13 protein-coding genes are annotated in these 18023 nt (G+C 62.9%); all 13 read left to right on the top strand.

Features of this window, described 5'->3' with window-relative positions; genetic code table 11:
* The first annotated feature begins 173 nt into the window (after positions 1–173).
* The 13 genes from QOL82_RS16465 to QOL82_RS29280 all read left to right on the top strand — a co-directional run bounded on the left by QOL82_RS16465 (position 174) and on the right by QOL82_RS29280 (position 18008).
* On the top strand, positions 174–791 hold the full coding sequence (locus QOL82_RS16465; RefSeq protein ID WP_283443389.1) for a hypothetical protein: 618 nt from the start codon (positions 174–176) through the stop codon (positions 789–791).
* Entirely contained in the window at positions 788–958 is a 171-nt protein-coding gene (locus QOL82_RS16460; RefSeq protein WP_283443388.1) for a hypothetical protein, read from the top strand. The genes QOL82_RS16465 and QOL82_RS16460 overlap by 4 nt, the downstream gene beginning before the upstream one ends.
* Before the next feature lie 4 nt (positions 959–962).
* Positions 963–1964, top strand: coding sequence for a Flp pilus assembly protein CpaB (cpaB, locus tag QOL82_RS16455; protein ID WP_283443387.1), 1002 nt, complete (start codon positions 963–965; stop codon positions 1962–1964).
* Entirely contained in the window at positions 1961–4210 is a 2250-nt protein-coding gene (locus QOL82_RS16450; RefSeq protein ID WP_283443386.1) for a pilus assembly protein N-terminal domain-containing protein, read from the top strand. The genes cpaB and QOL82_RS16450 overlap by 4 nt, the downstream gene beginning before the upstream one ends.
* Before the next feature lie 115 nt (positions 4211–4325).
* Positions 4326–6200 (top strand): TadA family conjugal transfer-associated ATPase, encoded by a 1875-nt coding sequence (locus QOL82_RS16445; protein WP_283443385.1) that lies wholly within the window; start codon positions 4326–4328, stop codon positions 6198–6200.
* Position 6201: 1 nt separating this feature from the next.
* Entirely contained in the window at positions 6202–7065 is an 864-nt protein-coding gene (locus tag QOL82_RS16440; RefSeq protein WP_283443384.1) for a type II secretion system F family protein, read from the top strand.
* Entirely contained in the window at positions 7062–8015 is a 954-nt protein-coding gene (locus QOL82_RS16435) for a type II secretion system F family protein (protein ID WP_283443383.1), read from the top strand. The genes QOL82_RS16440 and QOL82_RS16435 overlap by 4 nt, the downstream gene beginning before the upstream one ends.
* Before the next feature lie 8 nt (positions 8016–8023).
* The gene (locus QOL82_RS16430) at positions 8024–9340 is read left to right on the top strand and encodes an OmpA family protein (protein ID WP_283443382.1); all 1317 of its coding nucleotides are present in this window, start codon (positions 8024–8026) and stop codon (positions 9338–9340) included.
* Positions 9337–14493, top strand: coding sequence for a DUF6531 domain-containing protein (locus QOL82_RS16425; protein ID WP_283443381.1), 5157 nt, complete (start codon positions 9337–9339; stop codon positions 14491–14493). Before QOL82_RS16430 ends, QOL82_RS16425 begins: the two co-directional genes overlap by 4 nt.
* Before the next feature lie 8 nt (positions 14494–14501).
* The gene (locus tag QOL82_RS16420) at positions 14502–15200 is read left to right on the top strand and encodes a hypothetical protein (RefSeq protein ID WP_283443380.1); all 699 of its coding nucleotides are present in this window, start codon (positions 14502–14504) and stop codon (positions 15198–15200) included.
* 333 nt (positions 15201–15533) lie between these two features.
* Positions 15534–15971 (top strand): hypothetical protein, encoded by a 438-nt coding sequence (locus QOL82_RS16415; RefSeq protein WP_283443379.1) that lies wholly within the window; start codon positions 15534–15536, stop codon positions 15969–15971.
* 328 nt (positions 15972–16299) lie between these two features.
* The gene (locus tag QOL82_RS29285; RefSeq protein WP_430438500.1) at positions 16300–16695 is read left to right on the top strand and encodes a DUF192 domain-containing protein; all 396 of its coding nucleotides are present in this window, start codon (positions 16300–16302) and stop codon (positions 16693–16695) included.
* A 287-nt stretch (positions 16696–16982) separates the two neighbouring features.
* Positions 16983–18008: a LuxR C-terminal-related transcriptional regulator gene (locus QOL82_RS29280; protein WP_283443377.1), complete on the top strand. Its 1026-nt coding sequence runs from the start codon at positions 16983–16985 to the stop codon at positions 18006–18008.
* Positions 18009–18023: the final 15 nt, after the last annotated feature.

The raw sequence follows: 18023 nt of genomic DNA, 5'->3' as shown, positions 1-18023 counted from the left end.
GCGCTTGTTCGGCTGCTTGTGCGTCGTTGTTGCGGCGCTTGGGGCAGCTGCTGGTTGCGCGGCTTTCGCTGCCCCTGCCGCTATCCCTATCCCTATCCCTATCGCCGCTCCTGTTCCTGCTGTCATCCCTATTGCCGCACGCCGCCCGGGCGTCCGGCTGGCCGGAACTGCCTATGCCACCAGGCGCCCAGGCGGTCGATGTCGGTCAGGCCATGCGGATCAACGGCTTGCCGGTGCAGGTCCGCGCCTTCCTGTCGCCCGAACCGGTGCCACAACTCGTCAGCTGGTTTCAGACGCGCCTTGGCAGTCCGCTGGTCGCCAGCCGCCATGACGGCAAGACCATACTCGGCCAGCCGCGGAATGGCTATTACCTCACGGTGCAGCTGGAAGCCGCGGGCAGCGGCGCACGCGGGCTGGTCGCGCAAACCGATGTGCGAGCCGTGATGGGCGGGCGCAACGCACCCCTTGCCGCCGGTGCGCGCTGGCAGTCCCGGCTGCCGGCCGGGATGCGCATCCTGAGCCAGGTCGATGCGCGCGATGGCCGCCGCCGGTCGCAGCACCTGGTGCTGCAGTCCCGTGAACCAGTTGCCGACAGCGGCGCAGCCCTGGCCAGGCTGCTGGCGGAAGACAGCTATCTGCCGGCCGGCAGCGTATCGAGCAACGCGCCGCCGGGGCTGGTGCTGCATTTCCAGGGACCCGGCCGCGAAGCGATGGCGGTGGTGACCAATCAGCCCGACGGCACGAGCAGCGCCGTGCTCAGCACCAGTGCGGTGATCGAAGGTGCGCAATGAACCGACAGCATGGACAGTCGTCGGTCGAGTACGCCGTCATCTGCGCAGCGATTGCGCTGACGCTGGGCATAGGCATGGCCGATGGCGACAGCACGCTGCGGCAACTGGTCGATGCGTTCCGCGCCGGCTACCGCAATTTCACCCATGCCGTATCGGTCAGCGAGTAAAGCAATGAAATTGGCGATCCCCTTCCTTGTCCGCCCTGGAAAGACCGCCATCGTGCTCGGCGTTGCGCTGGTCGCCGGGGTCGTGGCCGCGCTGGCCGCAAACCGCTTTCTCACCGGGCGCATCGAGGCGATGGAAGCGCGTCACCGCGGCGCGACGGTCGAAGTCGTGGTGGCGCGCCGGCAGATGAACAAGGGCCAGGCGCTCGCCGCCGACAGCGTCGCATTGCGCACGGTGCCGAAGGACTTTGCGCATTCCAATGCGCTGACCCAGGAGAATTTTGCGAGGGCGGCCGGGCGCACGCTGGCTTACGATGTGCAGCCCGGCGAAATGCTGCTGGCCAGCCTGTTGCAGCCGACCAGGCCGCCGACGTTTTCGGCGCGGGTCGATAATGGCCGCCGTGCGATGACGGTCGCCGTCGACGAAATCAATTCCCTCTCCGGCCTGCTCGACCCGGGGGACCTGATCGACCTTCTGGTCAGCCTGGACCGACGCGGGAAAAAGGTGGCGCTGCCGCTGCTGCTGGGTGTGCAGGTGATCGCCACCGGACAGCGCCTGGCGGACGACCCGCTGACCGGCGAGCGCCGCCAATATGCGACCGTGACGCTGGACCTGACCCCATCCCAGGCCAGCGCGCTCATCGCCGGACGGGAAGGCGGCAAGCTCACGGCGCTGCTGCGCAATCCGCAGGACAGCCAGGGCGCGTCCGCCGACACGATAGACCTTGCCGCGCTGCTCGGAGACGGCAGCGCGACGGCCGAGGTGCCCGTGCTGTATGGCGGCAGCGGTGGAAAGCTGCCGTCCGACGGCATGCGGCTTGGCGCCTACAGGGAACCCGCCGCACGCGCGTTTCTGCCCACGACAGCGCAAGCCTTGCGTTTGATGAATGAAGCGTCCGCACGGCGTACAGCCGGCGGCGAGGCGGCGGATGTACCTCGGCGGGACGCGGCGAGCGCGCCGACGCCAGTGCTGACGGGCGCCGCGGTCCGCGGCGGCAATCCAAGATGATGCACCCTGAGAATTTCCCGCCGCCGGCAAGGCCGCCGTTCATTGCGTCGGTGCGCCAGTCCGTCATGGCCGTCATGGCGTCGACAGCGCGCAGGCTGGTCCTTGTCGCTGTAGCTGTCCTGACGCTGGGACTGATGCATGTGCTGCAACCCGTCTCCGCGCATGCAGCCACACCGCCGCAGCCGGCCATATCCGCATTCTCCCCACCTGCTTCCGCCCCATCGACATCCGCCCCGCCGGCTCCCGCAGCCGCGCAGCAACCGCGCAACGGCTATGCCGACCAGCTGCAGCCGCGCAGGAAGACGCCGCCCATGCTGGTCAACCAGCCTTATGCGCCGATACGCAGGAGCGACGACCAGGCCGACGTTCCCGAGATCGAGATGTTTGTCGGCGAGTCGCGGGTCTTTCCCACGCCCGGCGTTGCCCGCATCGCGGTGGGCAACGGCCAGGTCATGACCGCCGCCGCGCTCGATGGCCGGGAAACCATCCTTTTCGCCAATGCGGTCGGCACCTCGTCGCTCTTTGTCTGGAGCGAGGACGGCCGCTACCAGCGGCTCAAGATCAATATCGTGCCCGGCGACACCAGCCGCTATGCGCGCGAGATCGCCGCCTTTCTCGCCGCCATCCCCGGCGCCCGCGCCTCGGTCATCGGCGACAAGGTGATCGTCGAGGGGGACGGCCTGTCCGACTTCGAGCTGCTGAAGATCGACGAGCTGGCCAAGCGCTATCCGCAGATCGTCAACTTCACCAATCGCCTCGGCTGGGAAAAAATGATCCTGCTGGACGTCAAGATCGCCGAGTTTCCGGTCAATGAATTGCGCGAGCAGGGCATCAAGTGGACGCCCACCGGCGGCGGTGCGATCGCCGGCATCTGGTCGCCGCTGCGGCGCGGGCATGACGGGCCTTACCAGGTCAACATCCAGACCAGCGGCCAGGGGAACAGCGCGCCGATCTCGATGAAGCCGGGCGTGGACGGCGCCGTGTCGGGCGGCGTGGCGATGCCGGCCGCGCTCAATATCCTGTCCGGCCTCAGCCTCGGCCTGAATGCGCAGCTCAACCTGCTGGCGCAGAACGGGCGCGCCAGCATCCTGGCCGAACCGCAGCTGTCGGCGCGCAACGGCGCCAAGGCCAGCTTTCTTGCGGGCGGCGAGTATCCGTACACCGTATCGACCATCAACGGCCCAACCGTGATGTTCAAGTCCTACGGCGTCAAGCTCGAGATACAGCCCAGGGTCGACAGCCGCGGCACGGTGCGCGCCCACATCGACAGCGAGGCCAGTTCCATCGATGCGTCGATCTCCACGCAGGCCGGACCCGGCCTGCGCACGCGCAAGGTCAGCACCGAGTTCAACGTGGCCAGCGGCGAGACCATCGTGCTCTCCGGCCTGCTGTCCCGCGAAACCAGCACCGACATCGACAAGGTGCCGCTGCTTGGCGACCTGCCGGTGCTGGGCGCGCTGTTCCGTTCCACGCGCTTCCAGAACAAGGAAACCGAACTGGTGGTGTTCGTCACGCCGACCGTGGTCGACAGCCATACCCCCGAACTGGCGGAGAGGGCGCGCCGGGTGGGAGAAAAGCTGTCCGGGACCATGGACGCGCCGCCCTACCTGAGCCAGCCGCTGCAGCCGGGACGCGATGCCGGCAGCTTTACGCCAGCGCCCGCACCGGCAACGCCAGCCGCATCCATGCCTGCGGACGGGCCGGTGAGCGCCGGCGGCAGCCTGCTGATGGTGACCAGTCCGCAAGCCGTGCTGCGCGCCAGCCCGGTGGCGGATTCGCCGGTGCTGCTGAGCCTTGGCCGCGGCGCGGCGGTGCGCATGGGTACGCAGCCGGCCACGGACGGCGACAGAAGCCGCTGGCGCCAGGTCATGGTGGGCGAAGTGCGCGGCTGGATAGCAGCCGACGCGGTGGAGCCGGTCAGCCGCGTCGGCGCGGGCGTGCTGCGCGCGCCGCCGGAACCGGCGGCCGAGCATGCCGGGCCGCTGCTCGGACCGGTCAGCACGCCGCTGCCGCAAGCCGCGGCGGCAGAGAGCCGGCTTGCGCCGCGCAGGCTGCGCGTGATCGCGGAGCGGCTTGCGCTGCGTGTGACGCCGGACATCAATGCCCCGATGCTGCGCCAGCTACGCGCGGGCGCCGTGGTCGAAGCCCTGCCGCAAGCGCCGCGCGGGCTCTGGACGGCGGTGCAGGCAGGCGAGGAGCGCGGCTGGGTTGCCAGCCAGTGGCTGCTGCCGGTCGAGCAGCCATGACAGTACGGTGACCTGCGCAAACGGTGACTTGCGCACACGGTGGCATAGAAGAACGGTTGGACGCACCCATCGTGGGATGAAAGAACGGCGATGCAGATGAAAAGGGGAGGGCACGATGCTGGACCTGGAATTGTTCGATAGCGATGGCGGCCGGCGCGTGCTGCAGGTGCCGGATGAGTCGATCATCGGCAAGGGCGCGCAGAATGAAATCCGGCTGGAGAGCTGGCGCGTTGGCCGCGAGCATGCGCGGCTGTTTGCCACGCCGGGCGGCGTGCTGGTGGAAGATCTCGGCGGATTCGGCGGCGTGCTGGTCAATGGCGAACGGATCGACGGCCAGTACGGCCCGTTGACCCATAAGGACATGGTGTCCATCGGCCCCTACCGGCTGCGGCTTCTGGTGGCGGTCGGCAAGCCCGACTCACCGTCGCCGCTGCCATCGCTTCGTTCGGCGCCGCCCGTGCGGGGCGCAATGCCGGCGCAGCACCAAGGATTGATTCAATCATCGCCTCAGCCGCCATCGCAGCCATCACCTCAACCGCCGCATCAACCATCGCCTCAGCCATCACATAAACCCCCGCCCCAACCTCCATCCCAGGCGCTGCCCCAGGAAGCGGCATGCGCACCTGCCGCCGCGCTCCCGGCGTCCGTTGCCAATGCTGCACACATTGCAAACAGCGCCGCGCGGCAGCGCGAATTCGAATGGCGCAAGACCATGCATACCCGCCTGCTGGAAACCATGGACCTGCGCCGCCAGGATGTGCACGGCATGTCCGACCAGCAGCTTCGGCAGGAAACCGGGATCCTGGTGCGGCAGATCATGCGCGATGCCGACGCCGAGATTCCGCCCGAACTCGACCGCGAATTACTGATGGTGCAGGTGATCAACGAAGCGATCGCGCTGGGCCCGCTGGAAGAGCTGCTGGCCGATGACAGCGTGTCGGAAATCATGGTCAATCGTTATGACGAGATCTATGTCGAGCGTTCGGGCCGGCTGCACCGGCATCCGATGGCCTTCACCGGCGACCGCGCAGTGATGGGCGTGATCGAGCGCATCGTTGCGCCGCTTGGCCGCCGCATCGACGAGTCCTCGCCCATGGTCGACGCCAGGCTCAAGGACGGTTCGCGGGTCAATGCCATCATTCCGCCGCTGGCCCTGAAAGGCGCCTGCCTGACCATACGCAAGTTCGCCCGGCACAAGCTGGGCGCCAGCGACCTGGTCGGCTTCGGCGCGATCAGCCCGCAGATGGCGTCCTTCCTCGAAACCTGCGTGGTCGGGCGCAGGAACATCATCGTGTCGGGCGGCACCGGCTCGGGCAAGACCACGCTGCTCAACATCCTGTCCAACTTCATTCCCGCCGGCGAACGGGTAATCACGGTCGAGGACGCGGCCGAGCTGAAGCTGAGTCATGAGCACCTGATCAGCCTAGAGTCTCGCCCGGCCAATGTGGAAGGCAAGGGCGCGGTGCCGATACGCGAACTGGTGAAGAACACGCTGCGCATGCGGCCCGACCGCATCGTGGTCGGCGAGTGCCGAGGCGCCGAGGCGCTCGACATGCTGCAGGCCATGAACACCGGGCACGAGGGTTCGCTGACCACGCTGCATGCCAACACGCCGCGCGACGGCCTGGCGCGGCTGGAAACCATGGTGCTGATGGCCGGCATGGACCTGCCGCTGCCGGCGATACGCGAGCAGATCGCCAGCGCGGTTCATATCGTCGTCCAGCAGACGCGCTTCGCCTGCGGCAGCCGCAAGGTCACCAGCATCACCGAGATCAGCGGCATGGAGAGCGGCAAGATCCAGATGCAGGAACTGTTCCGCTTCGTCAACCTGGGTTATCGCGGCGCCGGCAACCGGGTCAGCGGCTACTTCACCGGATGCGACATGGTGCCGACCTTCTATGAAGAACTGGAGGCCGCCGGCGCCGCGCTCGACATGACGATCTTCTGCCCGGCGGACCAGTCCGGCGCCGCCTGCGGGACGGCGCAATAGCATGTCGAACAGCTTCGATGCGCGGCTGGCCGTGCTGCTGTCGATCGCTGCCGCGGCAGGGCTGCTGGCATGGCTTGCCGCCCATGCCGGTTCCAGCGCGCTGTCGCGCTACCGGACCGAGTTCACTGAACGCACGCGCTTCCAGGCCCAGGAATTCTTCCTGTTCGTCGACGCCCGGCATCTGTTCATCGGCAATATCGCGGTCATGCTGCTGGGCGCGGCGGCTGCGTGGCTCGTCACCGGCAAGCTTCTTGTTGCGCTCCCGGTATTTTTCGCGCTGGCGCTGTTTCCACGGCTGCTGTATGCCCGCATGCGCAGCCGGCGCAGGCAGAAGTTCGAGCAGCAACTGCCCGACGCGCTGATGATGCTGTCGGGCGGACTGCGGGCCGGGGTCGGGTTGAACGCGGCAATGCAGCAGCTGGTCAGCGAGGCCCATCCGCCGCTGGCACAGGAATTCCTGCTGATGCTGCGCGAACAGCGCCTCGGCGTGACCCTGGAGCAAAGCCTGAACAACCTCGCGCGCCGGATGCCGACCCAGACCACGGTGCTGGTGGTGTCGGCCATGCGAATCGCCAGCGACACCGGCGGCGGCCTTGCCGAAACCCTGGAGCGCACCGCCCACACGATACGCAGCCGCCTGCAGATGGAAGGCAAGATCGCCGCGCTGACGGCGCAGGGCAAGCTGCAGGCCTGGGTCGTGTCCCTGCTGCCGGTGCTGCTGATGCTGGTGCTCGACCAGATGGAGAAGGAAGCCATGCATTACCTGTGGCATACCCGGCTCGGCTGGGCCACGCTGGCTGGCATCGGCTTGCTCGAGGCCCTGGGCATTTATGTCATACGGCGCATCATTGCGATCGACGTATGAGCAGCGACAATGCCGTCCCCAACGTCCTGCAGGCAGATCATTCCGGCCTCGTGCTCGTGCTGATATCGATGGCGGCCGGCCTGGCGTTCGCGCTGCTGGCATGGCTGCTCAGCCGTGCGCTGGCCAGGGTGCCGCCGGACGACCGGACCTACAAGGACCCGCCGCCGCTGGGCTACCGGCTCCTGTGGCAGCCGATCAACTGGACCGCGCATTTCATCGGCGTTCGAGCCTCGCCCCGGCGCCAGGCCGCCTTGCTGGTGCGCCTCGGGCAGGCCGGCGTCGACTTCGCGATCAGCCCGCTGCAATTCACCGCCAGCCGTGTCGTCGGCGCCGCGCTCGTGGCGCTGCTGTGCTGGTGGATGCTTGCTTCGTTCGACCAGCCCGCGCCGGGCGCGGCCGGCATGCCCGCCAGCCGCTACCTTGCCGTGCTGTCCAGCGGCGCGCTGGCCGGCTGGTCCTACCCGGCCATCTGGCTGCGCGACCGCATCCATTCGCGGCGGCGCGAGCTGCTCAAGACGCTGCCGTTCTACCTCGACATCATCACCCTCTGCGTCGAAGCCGGGCTGAACATGCAGGGTGCGCTGACGCAGGCTGTCGCCAAGGGACCGAAAGGCGTGCTGCGCGACGAGTTCCAGCGACTGCTGCGTGACATCCGCGCCGGCAAGTCGCGCGCGGCCAGCATGCGCAGCCTGGCGGCCAGGTTAAACGAGTCGAGCGTCACCGCGTTCACCACCGCGGTCATCCAGGCCGAAAGCATGGGCATGAACCTTGGCCCCATCCTGCGCGCCCAGGCCGACCAGCGCCGTACCGAGCGCTTTCTGCGCGCCGAGAAGCTGGCGATGGAAGCGCCGGTCAAGCTGCTGTTCCCGCTGCTGGCATTCATCTTTCCCTGCACCTTCGTCGTATTGTTCTTTCCGATCGCCATGAAATTCATCCATTCCGGCCTATGAAGCGGGGCATGGCTCCCGTCCGTCGGCATGCTGCTGGCGCCAGTCGCGGCGCGGCCATGGTGGAATTCGCCGTGGTCTGCCCGGTGCTGGCGCTGATGGGCCTGGCGGTCTTGCAGTACAGCCTGCTGTACGTCGCCAAAAACCAGGTCAACCATGCGAGCTTCATGGCTGCGCGCGCCGGCAGCATGCACAACGCGACGGTGGAATCGATCAGCGCCGCCTACTTGCGCAGCCTGGCGCCGCTATATGGCGGGGGCAGCAACCCGGCCGAGATCGCCGCAGCCGTGGCGCGCGCGACCGCCGACATGAATGGCCGCTACCGGATCGAACTGATCAATCCGAACCGGGCCAGCTTCAGCGATTTCAACGACCCGGCCCTGCAGCGCCTGCTCAGGACCGACGCCCGCGTGATTCCGAACAGCGGCCTGGCGATGAAAGACCCGGCAGTCGTCAAGGCAGCATCGCAGCAGAATATCTTCGACGCCAACCTGCTCAAGCTGCGCATCACCCATGGCTATCAGCCCAGGGTGCTGGCGGCCGCCAGGGTGTTCGTCGCTACGCTGGCGGCCACAGATGACGGCACGGACCGTTTCAGGAGCGCGCTGCTGGCCGAAGGCCGGGTGCCGGTCGTCAACGACATCGCGCTGCACATGAACAGCGACGCAATCGAATGGGCCGACCCGGTAAGCATTCCCGGCGGGCCGCAGACCGGGACCAGCCAGTCCGGGCCGCCGCCAGGAACGGACGGGGATGGAACGGGCGGCGAAACGGGCGGCAGCGGCGGCAACCATGGCACAGGCGACGGCAAGACCACGCCGCCCGCCGCCCCTGACGGACAGGGTAATCAGGACAACTACCCCGACGGCGGCGATGACAAGGGTTGCGGCCCTGCCGCCTGCCCGGTCTGCACGGTTGAACTGCTGGCGTCCGAATCGTTTCCGCTGTCCGCCGATGTGCTGTTCGGCTTCGACGAAGCCAGCCTGAAGCCCGGTGGGCTGGAAGCGCTCGACGACCTGATCGCGGAGGCCGGCGCAGCGCAGCAGAACGGCCAGGCAATCGCCTCGGTCACCATATCCGGTCATACCGACCAGTTGGGCAGCGTCGCGATCAACCAGCGGCTGTCCGAGGCGCGGGCCGCCGCCGTGCGCGATTACCTGAAGAGCAAGGGCTTCCCGGATGTGCCGATCGCGGTGCGCGGCATGGGTTCTGCCGACCCGGTCATCGCGCAAGCCGATTGTCCGGGCAGCCGCGAGGAACAGGTTGACTGCCTCGCGCCGAACCGGCGTGTCGTCATCGACATCAGGCGCGCCGGAGGCAAGCCATGACGAACCGAAACCGGCGTCGCCGCGGATGTCCGCACAGGCCCGCAACGGCGGCCGCCAGGCTGCGTGCGGTCTCCATCGATATCGTCGCAAGCATCGCGCTGCTGCTGGCCGTCGCCATCGCTGCCATTCCGGTCTTCGCCCATGCACAGTCCTGCGGCCCCGGCATTGCCGGCTCTCCCTGCGCGACCGGGCAAACCGCTGGCCTGGACAGCACCGGCGGCGTCGGCCAGGCCGCCGGCAACCCGATCAACATCATCACCGGCAACAAGTACCAGCGGGAAGCCGACATGCCGGCATTGCCCGGCCTGCTGGGCCTGGAACTCGTGCGCCACTACAACAGCCACCTTGCCGCACCCGGCATGCCCGTCCAGGGCATCGGACACGGCTGGCGATTCTCCTATGACACCCGCCTGCATGCATTCGGCAACACGCTGCAGATCCTCCAGGCCGATGGCGCCCGCATCGTGTTTGCGCGCAGCGCCTGGAGCAGGACCATATGCACCACGTCCGACCCGGCCCAGGGCCGGGTGCGCATCGTGCGCAGCGGCGGCCAGCCGGAATATCGCTGGCGCTGGCCGAACGGCCGCGAGCTCACTTTCGACCACAAGGGCCGCCTTGGCCGCATCAGCGACGGCAACGGCATGGAGGTCGTCATCGAGCGCATGGAAGACGGCCGCATTTCCAGGGTGACCGACCCGCAGGGCCGCAGCATGACGTTCCATTACCTTCACCGGAAGGATGACCGTCCCGGCAGGTACCGGGGCGTGCAAAGCGTCGACACGCCGGTCGGCCGTTTCCTCTACGACTATGGCAACGCCGGCAATGGCCCCAGCCCCAGCCCCAGCCCGCAAGGCCATGCCACGCTAAGCGCCGTGCATCTGCCGACCTGGTACGACCCCGCCCAGCCGCGACCTGCCTTTCGCCTTGGCGACACGCCCGCCACCAGCAGCGTCAGTACGGTCAGGCGCATCTACCATCATGAAGACAGCCGCTTTCCGACCCTGCTGACCGGCATCACCGTGGACGGCGCCGGCAGCGACGGCAAGCCCCTGCGCGAACGCATCGCCACCTGGGCATATGACGGCAACGGCTTGGCGGTACTGTCGATTCGGCACGACACCGGACATACCGGCGAGGGCGGCAAGCCGGAAACAGGCAGTGTCCGCGAGAAGCTGACTTTCAAGCGCGGCGAGCCCGGGCGGACCCGCGTCACCGACGAGCAGGGCCGGACCACCACCTATCGCCACGCCATCGTCGCGGGCGCTTTTCGCGTGCTGGAGGCGCGCGGCGCCGGCTGCGCCAGCTGCGGCCCCGTCAACCTGCGCTACCGCTACGACCGGCACGGGCGCGTGGAGGAGGTCGTCACGCTGGACAAGGACGGCTTGCCGCTGGCCGGCCGCCGCCAGCAGCTCGACGCCCTTGGCCGGCCCTATGCGCTGAAGCAGCTCAGTTACCGCCATGGCCAGCAGGCGCCAGCCGTGGCGCTGGTGCTGAGGCAGCAATTTCCCTATCCCGCCCTGCCTCGAAGCGAGTCCGGCGCAGGCGGCGCGCCCTGGCATTTCGGCCCGATGCGCATTGCCAGAGACAGCGTCGTTCCCGGCAGCACGCACGAAGTCCGGATCGCCTACAACGAACGAGGGCAGGTGCTGAAGGTCGCCGAGACCGGCTACGACCCGGTCAGCCTGAGCGCCAGCACCCGCATCACCCTTTACCGCTACCAGGAGACCGGCGGCCGCAGCCTGCTGGTGGAAGTCGACGGCCCGCTGCCCAACGGCCCCGCCGGCACGCCCGCTGACTCCGACATCACCCGCTACCAGTGGGACGAACGCGGCAACTACGTCACCAGGGTCTTGCTGCCCATGGGCGCCACGCTGGACCTTGCCCACGACCCGCATACCGGCCGGACCCAGACCGTCCGCTATCGCTGGGGCCATATCGTCCGCATGAGCCGCTATACCTATGGCAGCAACGGGCAGATCACGCATCATGGCGAGACCGCCTATGCCGACGATGAAACGACCGTGCTGGCCGAACGGGACACCGGGCTGGCGAGCAATGCCCGTAACGAGATCAGCAGCATCACCTGGCCCGACGGACAGGTGGAAGAGGTGGTGCGCCGGTGGGCACGCGGCCCGGCAGAGGCCGTGCCGCCCGGCGACGCCAGCCCTGCCGACGTCGACCAGCCCGACGTACTGCGCTACACCATTGATGGCAAGTCCGCCGAGCGGCTGATCGACGATTTCGGGCAAGTCGTCGGCATCCGCAATCCGGGGCAGGGCTGGCAGTACGCGCGCTACGACGCTGCCGGGCGCATCACTGAAATGCGCGACGCACGCGGCATGGTGACCAGGGCCCGCCACGATGCGGCGGGACGGCTGCTGGACATCAACCGCGAACTGCCTGGCGATGCCTCCCCGGAACGCCTGGAATTCGGCTGGGACGGGCCATACAAGACGGTCGAAACCGTGGATACCGACCACAGGCGCATGCACACCAGCCGCTACATGCATACGCCGTGGGGCCAGGTCAGCCAGAAGCGCGTCGAGATCGCGGCGGCCACTGCGCGCGGCACGCCGGTCAGCATGACGGTAAAGGCATGGTATGACGCCGCTGGCCGCCTCAGCGCAAGGACACTGCCCGGCGGCGAACGACTGGCTTACCGCTATTACGCGACGCACCCTCACCATGGGCAGCATGCGGCGATCGAACAAATCCACTGGCCGCGTTGGCTCGACCCGCTGATAAGCAGGGCGCCCGACGCGTGGCTGGACCGGAGCGGACTCAAGACCAGGCTCGTGGCATTCGCACCACAGGAAGACTTGCCCGGAGCCGGAACGGATGCGGGCGCGCTGTCCGGTTCGGCGACCGGGCAGCAGCATGCGCCGCAGGCAGAACCCGGCATTAGTCGCGAAGCGCCCGGCGAGCAGCATGACGCAGCCGGCCTGCCGCGACACATCACGACCGCCAGGGGCAGCTTCATCCTGCGATGGAATGCGGCATCGCAGCTTGTGTCCGTGCGCACCGCAACCGCAACCGCAACCGCAACCGCCGACGCTAGCCCTGGCATTGCCGATGTCGCCGCTTATAGCTACGACGCGCATGGACGCCGCGCGAGCAAGCGCAGCGCGGCCGGCACGGAGTATTACCTGTATGAAGGCACGCAGCTGGTGGCCGTCGAAGCCCATCCGCTACGCGGTCCGTCGCGCATGGAGCAGTACCTGTACCAGGGATATCGTCCGGTCGCCTGGCTACGCGACGGCATTGCCTTTCTGCTGCAGACCGACCATCGCGGCGCAGTCAACGCAGTGACCAGCGGCGAGCCGGATGCATCCGCACGGAAAACCCTGTGGCGCGCCGCCCCCGACCCCTGGGGCAGCAGCCCCGCCGCCAGTGCCGCCGCATCACGGCAGGACCCAAGGCTGCGCCTGGTCAGCCAGTACGCCGACGAGGAAACCGGCCTGTCCTACCACATCGCCCGCTACTACGATCCGGCTACCGGCCGCTTCATCAGTCCCGACCCAGACGGCATCGCCGACACGCTGGATGGCGATGTGCCAGAAGCGTTGCGGCTCGATCTGACCGCTTATGCGGCAGGGCAGCCCAACCGATACTTCGACCCGGACGGCGCGGCCAGGCTGGTTTATTACGCGATCACGACCGGCGCGGATGGGAAGCAATTGGGAACGAAGCAGGGCTTTACCAAAGCGCGATGGGCCTTCAGCGTGGACGGCATCGAAGCCAGCGGAGATGGCGGCAGCGACGCCATAAACCAGCTGATGGAAAAATATGCGAAGAATCAGACCGGTTTGCTGTTCGACAAGGACGGTAATTTCATCGTGGGAAAGAAGTCCTCGACTTCATGGACAGGCACGACTGACGAAACCGTCGGCAACTTTACTGCGCATTATGGGAAAAACCTGATCTCCTTGCGCCAGTTCGTCATCGCCGACTACAGCAACCGGGATGCAGCGCTGCTCATCGCGAACCTGATCAAGGACAAGGATGGCGAAAACCTGTGCAAGGATGTCCCGGCCCTTCTGCCGCAAATACGTTTTGGGGCAGGCGAGGACAGACTAGTCGTAACTCGGTCAACCGGTGTCGACGCAAATAGTCCAGCCAATCTGCAGCGACTACTGAATTGCAACATCAACAAGGAAACATCTCTGCCAGTCGCCTATGCCGACGACACCGAACGTGAACGGGTGGAACGAATCGAGGCTGCGGCGGAGATGAATGAGTACTCTGCATTGAACGCAGATTGCAGCAAGGACGGCTGCCCTGGCGTAACGATTTTCGGTCAGCCGGGAGCAAACGGCGAACCAGCACGGCAATACCATGCTTCGTACGGACGCTCGCAATTCGTGGCGTCGACGTTTATTGAGACGCTGGACAAACTTTCAAGAACAGATAAGCAAGCAATAGGTATATCAGATGATATTCAAGAAAGAATCACTAAAGCGAGACAACGCGCTGTAAAAATAAACATACCAGAAACTGGGATTTTTTTGTTGGCTCGCCGGCTATCTTGCTCCGACGCAGTTTTATCTTGGGGGCCCACTAACAGCAACGAGTTTTTGAGTGAAAGTTTGAAAAAAAGTTTTTTGAGTCAAACTATGCTTGATCGCCAATCATTTATTGACATTGCTTGTTTCGTTCCGCAGGGAAATGGAAAAACTTTAGGCGAGGCAAAGAACGCATTTATGACTGAATCAATTTTTTCTGACTCTGTACTTGGGTTATGGCTAATGAGCCTGTACAAAAGTTTTGATAAATTCAATTTTATATCGAGAACGTTTATCAAGGTTAATCTCCGTGAAATTATTGCGCGAGTTGATTTAACTGGTAATTTTCTAAATGATGTCAAGCCTTTAGAAAATCCTAATAAAGCCAATCCGGCGTTCGAAAAACGTCAACGCGAAATTGAAACTGAGTTAGCGATGCGAACAGCGCGGAAGCATAATGGCGGTGGCCAACCATTTGCACAAAACATTGATCTTGTCACACGAAGTTGTAGTTATGGAAAACCATGTGATGAGGGCGACTATGTCCGCACGTTTGTTGGCACACGTGCGGGTAGAGGGGACTGGCGCAGTCTTCGTTGTGCGGAAATTAAGCCACTGCGTGGTTTGCAGATTGTTCCGCTTTCTTTATAAACTGGAAAATGAAAAATTTCGCCTTAAATAGAAATGCAGTTTTAATTTTAACACTATTTTTTTTAACAAAATTTGTGCAAGCGCAGGACAGAAGATTGTCTGAGATTTCTTTTGAGGCAAACAATATATGCAAAAAACCAACTTATTCCATACCTGATTCAATTCGGAATAAAACGTATCAAACCTATTACACGATTGGCGGATGGAAAGTATTGGACATCAATGGGGACGGTTGGTGTGACTGGGTGCGCGGTGGTTATGAAGGATACAGAACAGACCAAGAAGACGCGCCAATGCATGAATTTATATATCTTGGTACTAAACATAGTTGGCGACATTTTGGCTTGCCTAAGATTTACAATAAATCACTCAAAAGATACGTTGAAAGAGTTGACTGGGGATACCTTGGTGGAAGTGCAAGCGCTACAGTATTTTTTCAGCCGATTGTCATTTACGAAAAAAACCAGTCTAAACCTTATATTGCAACTGTTTTTCGTCCCGATGGACCCGCACCATGGCCAGACCAAGAAAGCATCAAAGTCTTTCAGTGGGATGACCAGTTCGATAAATTAAGATACGTAGACGAATCTGTTCGCCTAATAATTGTGAGATTTTTGAAAGAAAAGCTTTGCAAGCCAGTGCCTCCAGTCGCTGAGGACGGTTTTCCTTTTATGATTTCTCACGGAGATCTATGTAAAGTTCCTTAGAATGAAAATAGCTGCTGCTAAAATTGGAAGTAGCGCATATATTTATAATTCGCTTGTATATCATTGGGCTGAAATCGGTATGCGTCTTTTGCAGTTCGAAGATGTTTGAAATATTTCATCTAACTAAAAATGGGTTGTGGCAGAATAGGATGTCCATCTACTGTAACCCTACTTATCGTTGAGCCAAGCGAAATTATTTGAGATTGCTAGTTGTATATGGCCATTTATGGTTTATGCCAAAAGTGGAAATATAGAAAGAGTGGTTGATCATGGAGCCTATGAGGCTATGACGAAAATTATTACTAAAAATTGGTAAAAACGTGTGTTTTTCTTTTGCTGGAAAATTTAACTGGTCCAGCGCTCTCTTTTTCTCTACAAAGTCTGGAGTCGTTTGAAAAAGAATTAAAATGCATAAATGTGATGCCATGTAGACGACCTTCATCAGAGCTGCCACTGCCAGTATTGATATCGCCGCTTAATGAGTCTTTAAATGGTGAATATAAAATGTTTGTTCGGCACTGGCTGGATGAAGATGGTGATAGGCAACGTGAAATATATGATGTGGAAAAATTGGGTAAATCATATTACACGACTAAAATCTTTGGCTATCCAATTCGCAAGCCGCAATATGGTAAGTGGAAAGTAGGATTTGGATCGATTGGAGGATGGTTTCCACTCATTTTGCTTGATACGCTAACCAATGATCGTTACGAGGTTTTTTACTTGCGGGAATGCTGGCTATTCATCCAGATCAACCGGGCCACGGCCTGACTGTGAATCATTGCGATGGACTTTGGCAGTGGGGTACATGCTCTTTTTTCATTTTCCCAAGTTTGCAAAAGTCGATCCATTTATGTCTCCTGACGGAGACTGTAACGATTGCAGATTTGGATATGTGAATTCACAATGCCTTGGAGAGGAGAATGTATTGGCCAGTGCAGTTTCTGACGAGTGAAGAATTAAATACAAACTGCTTATTGATGTTCTTGAAAAAATAATTGAAGATGAAATTAAATAGAACTTTTATATCCGGCAGGTTAATGTCCTATGGCGATTCACCATTCTTGCTTGCGCAAGGCGATCTTTGCTTTCCCAGAAAATGAAAGCAAAAATTCCGCTAAAGCCCATCGCCAATTTACATTTCAATCTCCGCTTCCCCCACCCAGCCGTCCTCCACACCGCAAGCGGCGCACACCCGCTTGCCCTGCACATCGCTAACCGCTTCACCTCCCGCCTGCGCGGCCTCATGCTGGCGCCGCCATTGGCTGTCGACGAAGGCCTGCTTCTCACCAGATGCAGCAGCATCCACAGCGCGTTCATGCTGCAAGCCATCGATGTTATCTACCTGAGCCGCAACGACGACGTAGTGCGTTGCATGCCAGCGATGCAAGCTTGGCGCGTGAGCGCTGCCTGGAATGCTGCGCACGTCCTTGAACTTGCGAGGGGCAGCATTGATCGCTATCGGATCGCACAGGGCGATCGTTTGCATCGGTAGCCGATCACGCTCTTAACAAATAAAAAGGATTGAAAATAAGTCTTCGAGACTGTCGGGCGATTAAGCATTCTCCAAGGGGTCTTTTAATCCGTTCCGGCCTGTCTCACGTTCCAACCCAGCCAGCCGTATCGCATGACCGTATCAGGCTGCTAAACGCTGTTCCGCTGTTCCCGCCACTGCGCCGCGCCTCTTGCGCACTTCTGGCGCCGCACGACGCAGTCCGGGCGCAATCAGGGCCGTCTGACTGCCATCACATCCCAACGCTGCATTGTCAGGAGAAAAGCCGCATGCACAAGGACACAACGACGCGGCCTGCGCAAAAAGGCATCGTATCGAATCACCGCACCGTGGGCAGTCGTGCGAGGCAGCCCAGGTATGACCCGCAGGCCGCGGGCAAAGGCGGCGCAGCCGGCTGGCAGCGGACCGTGCTTGTCACCGGCGTGTCCGCCGACGCCAATGATGTGGGCGCTGCGTGCGCGGCCATGCTGGCGGGAGCCGGACACCGGGTCGTCGCGCTGACGGCGGACGGCAGCGCCCCGGGCGTGCTGGAGCAAGACATTGCAGCCGGGCGCGTCATTATTTTGCCGGATGCCGCTGGGAAGGGGCCGGGTCTGCAGAAAGCCGTCAAGGAACTGGCGGCGCCGTTCCGGTCGATCGATGCGGTCGCGACGATCATGCGTGTGCCCAGGCGCCGCCTTGCGCTGCTCGATGCCGACCTGCCCATCGCCCAACTGCGTCCGCTGGCCGATGTGTCAGGCCTGCTCGAGACCACCCGGGCGACGATAGACGCGCTGGTCGCGAGCAAGCGCGGTCACATCATCGCCGTGACGCTCAGCGAACAGCAGGGCATTGCAGACGATGCCTATCTGGATGCGCTATGCAATACGCTGCGCATGGAACTTGATGAACTGGGAATCCGCTTCACCCGCATTGCCGCCGGGCCGGTGCAACGCAAGCCAGGTCCGTCGTTCGATGCCGGAATCCGTCCAAGGTCCAACGGGATGCGGCATGGGCTGCTGTCGGCGGCCGATGTCGCGCAGGCGCTGGCCTGGGCGCTTGGCCAGCCTGGCCATGCAGCGGTGCGCGATATCGGTATCGGCCCGGCGCTGCGCTGCCAGCCGGTGCTAAGCCTGCGCGAGCGGGAAGTGCTGGAATGGACCGCCTGTGGCAAGACATCCGAAGAAATCTCCCGCATCCTCGAGCTGTCGGTCAGCGCGGTCAACTTTCACGTGAAGAACCTGCTGTGCAAGCTGCAGTGCTGCAACAAGACCGCGGCGGTTGCACGGGCTGCGCTGCTGGGCATGCTGATCTGAGCGCGGCGCCCGCAG

The organism is Noviherbaspirillum suwonense, assembly GCF_900182955.1.
GTDB classification, from domain to species: Bacteria; Pseudomonadota; Gammaproteobacteria; order Burkholderiales; family Burkholderiaceae_D; genus Noviherbaspirillum_A; species Noviherbaspirillum_A suwonense.
This window is presented reverse-complemented; position numbering and strand designations above follow the sequence as displayed.

Bases quoted from the DNA above. Each gene is read 5' to 3' on its own strand.
- QOL82_RS16465 (WP_283443389.1), top strand. From the start codon at position 174: ATGCCACCAGGCGCCCAGGCGGTCGATGTCGGTCAGGCCATGCGGATC.
- QOL82_RS16460 (WP_283443388.1), top strand. From the start codon at position 788: ATGAACCGACAGCATGGACAGTCGTCGGTCGAGTACGCCGTCATCTGC.
- cpaB (WP_283443387.1), top strand. From the start codon at position 963: ATGAAATTGGCGATCCCCTTCCTTGTCCGCCCTGGAAAGACCGCCATC.
- QOL82_RS16450 (WP_283443386.1), top strand. From the start codon at position 1,961: ATGATGCACCCTGAGAATTTCCCGCCGCCGGCAAGGCCGCCGTTCATT.
- QOL82_RS16445 (WP_283443385.1), top strand. From the start codon at position 4,326: ATGCTGGACCTGGAATTGTTCGATAGCGATGGCGGCCGGCGCGTGCTG.
- QOL82_RS16440 (WP_283443384.1), top strand. From the start codon at position 6,202: ATGTCGAACAGCTTCGATGCGCGGCTGGCCGTGCTGCTGTCGATCGCT.
- QOL82_RS16435 (WP_283443383.1), top strand. From the start codon at position 7,062: ATGAGCAGCGACAATGCCGTCCCCAACGTCCTGCAGGCAGATCATTCC.
- QOL82_RS16430 (WP_283443382.1), top strand. From the start codon at position 8,024: ATGGCTCCCGTCCGTCGGCATGCTGCTGGCGCCAGTCGCGGCGCGGCC.
- QOL82_RS16425 (WP_283443381.1), top strand. From the start codon at position 9,337: ATGACGAACCGAAACCGGCGTCGCCGCGGATGTCCGCACAGGCCCGCA.
- QOL82_RS16420 (WP_283443380.1), top strand. From the start codon at position 14,502: ATGAAAAATTTCGCCTTAAATAGAAATGCAGTTTTAATTTTAACACTA.
- QOL82_RS29285 (WP_430438500.1), top strand. From the start codon at position 16,300: ATGAAAGCAAAAATTCCGCTAAAGCCCATCGCCAATTTACATTTCAAT.
- QOL82_RS29280 (WP_283443377.1), top strand. From the start codon at position 16,983: ATGCACAAGGACACAACGACGCGGCCTGCGCAAAAAGGCATCGTATCG.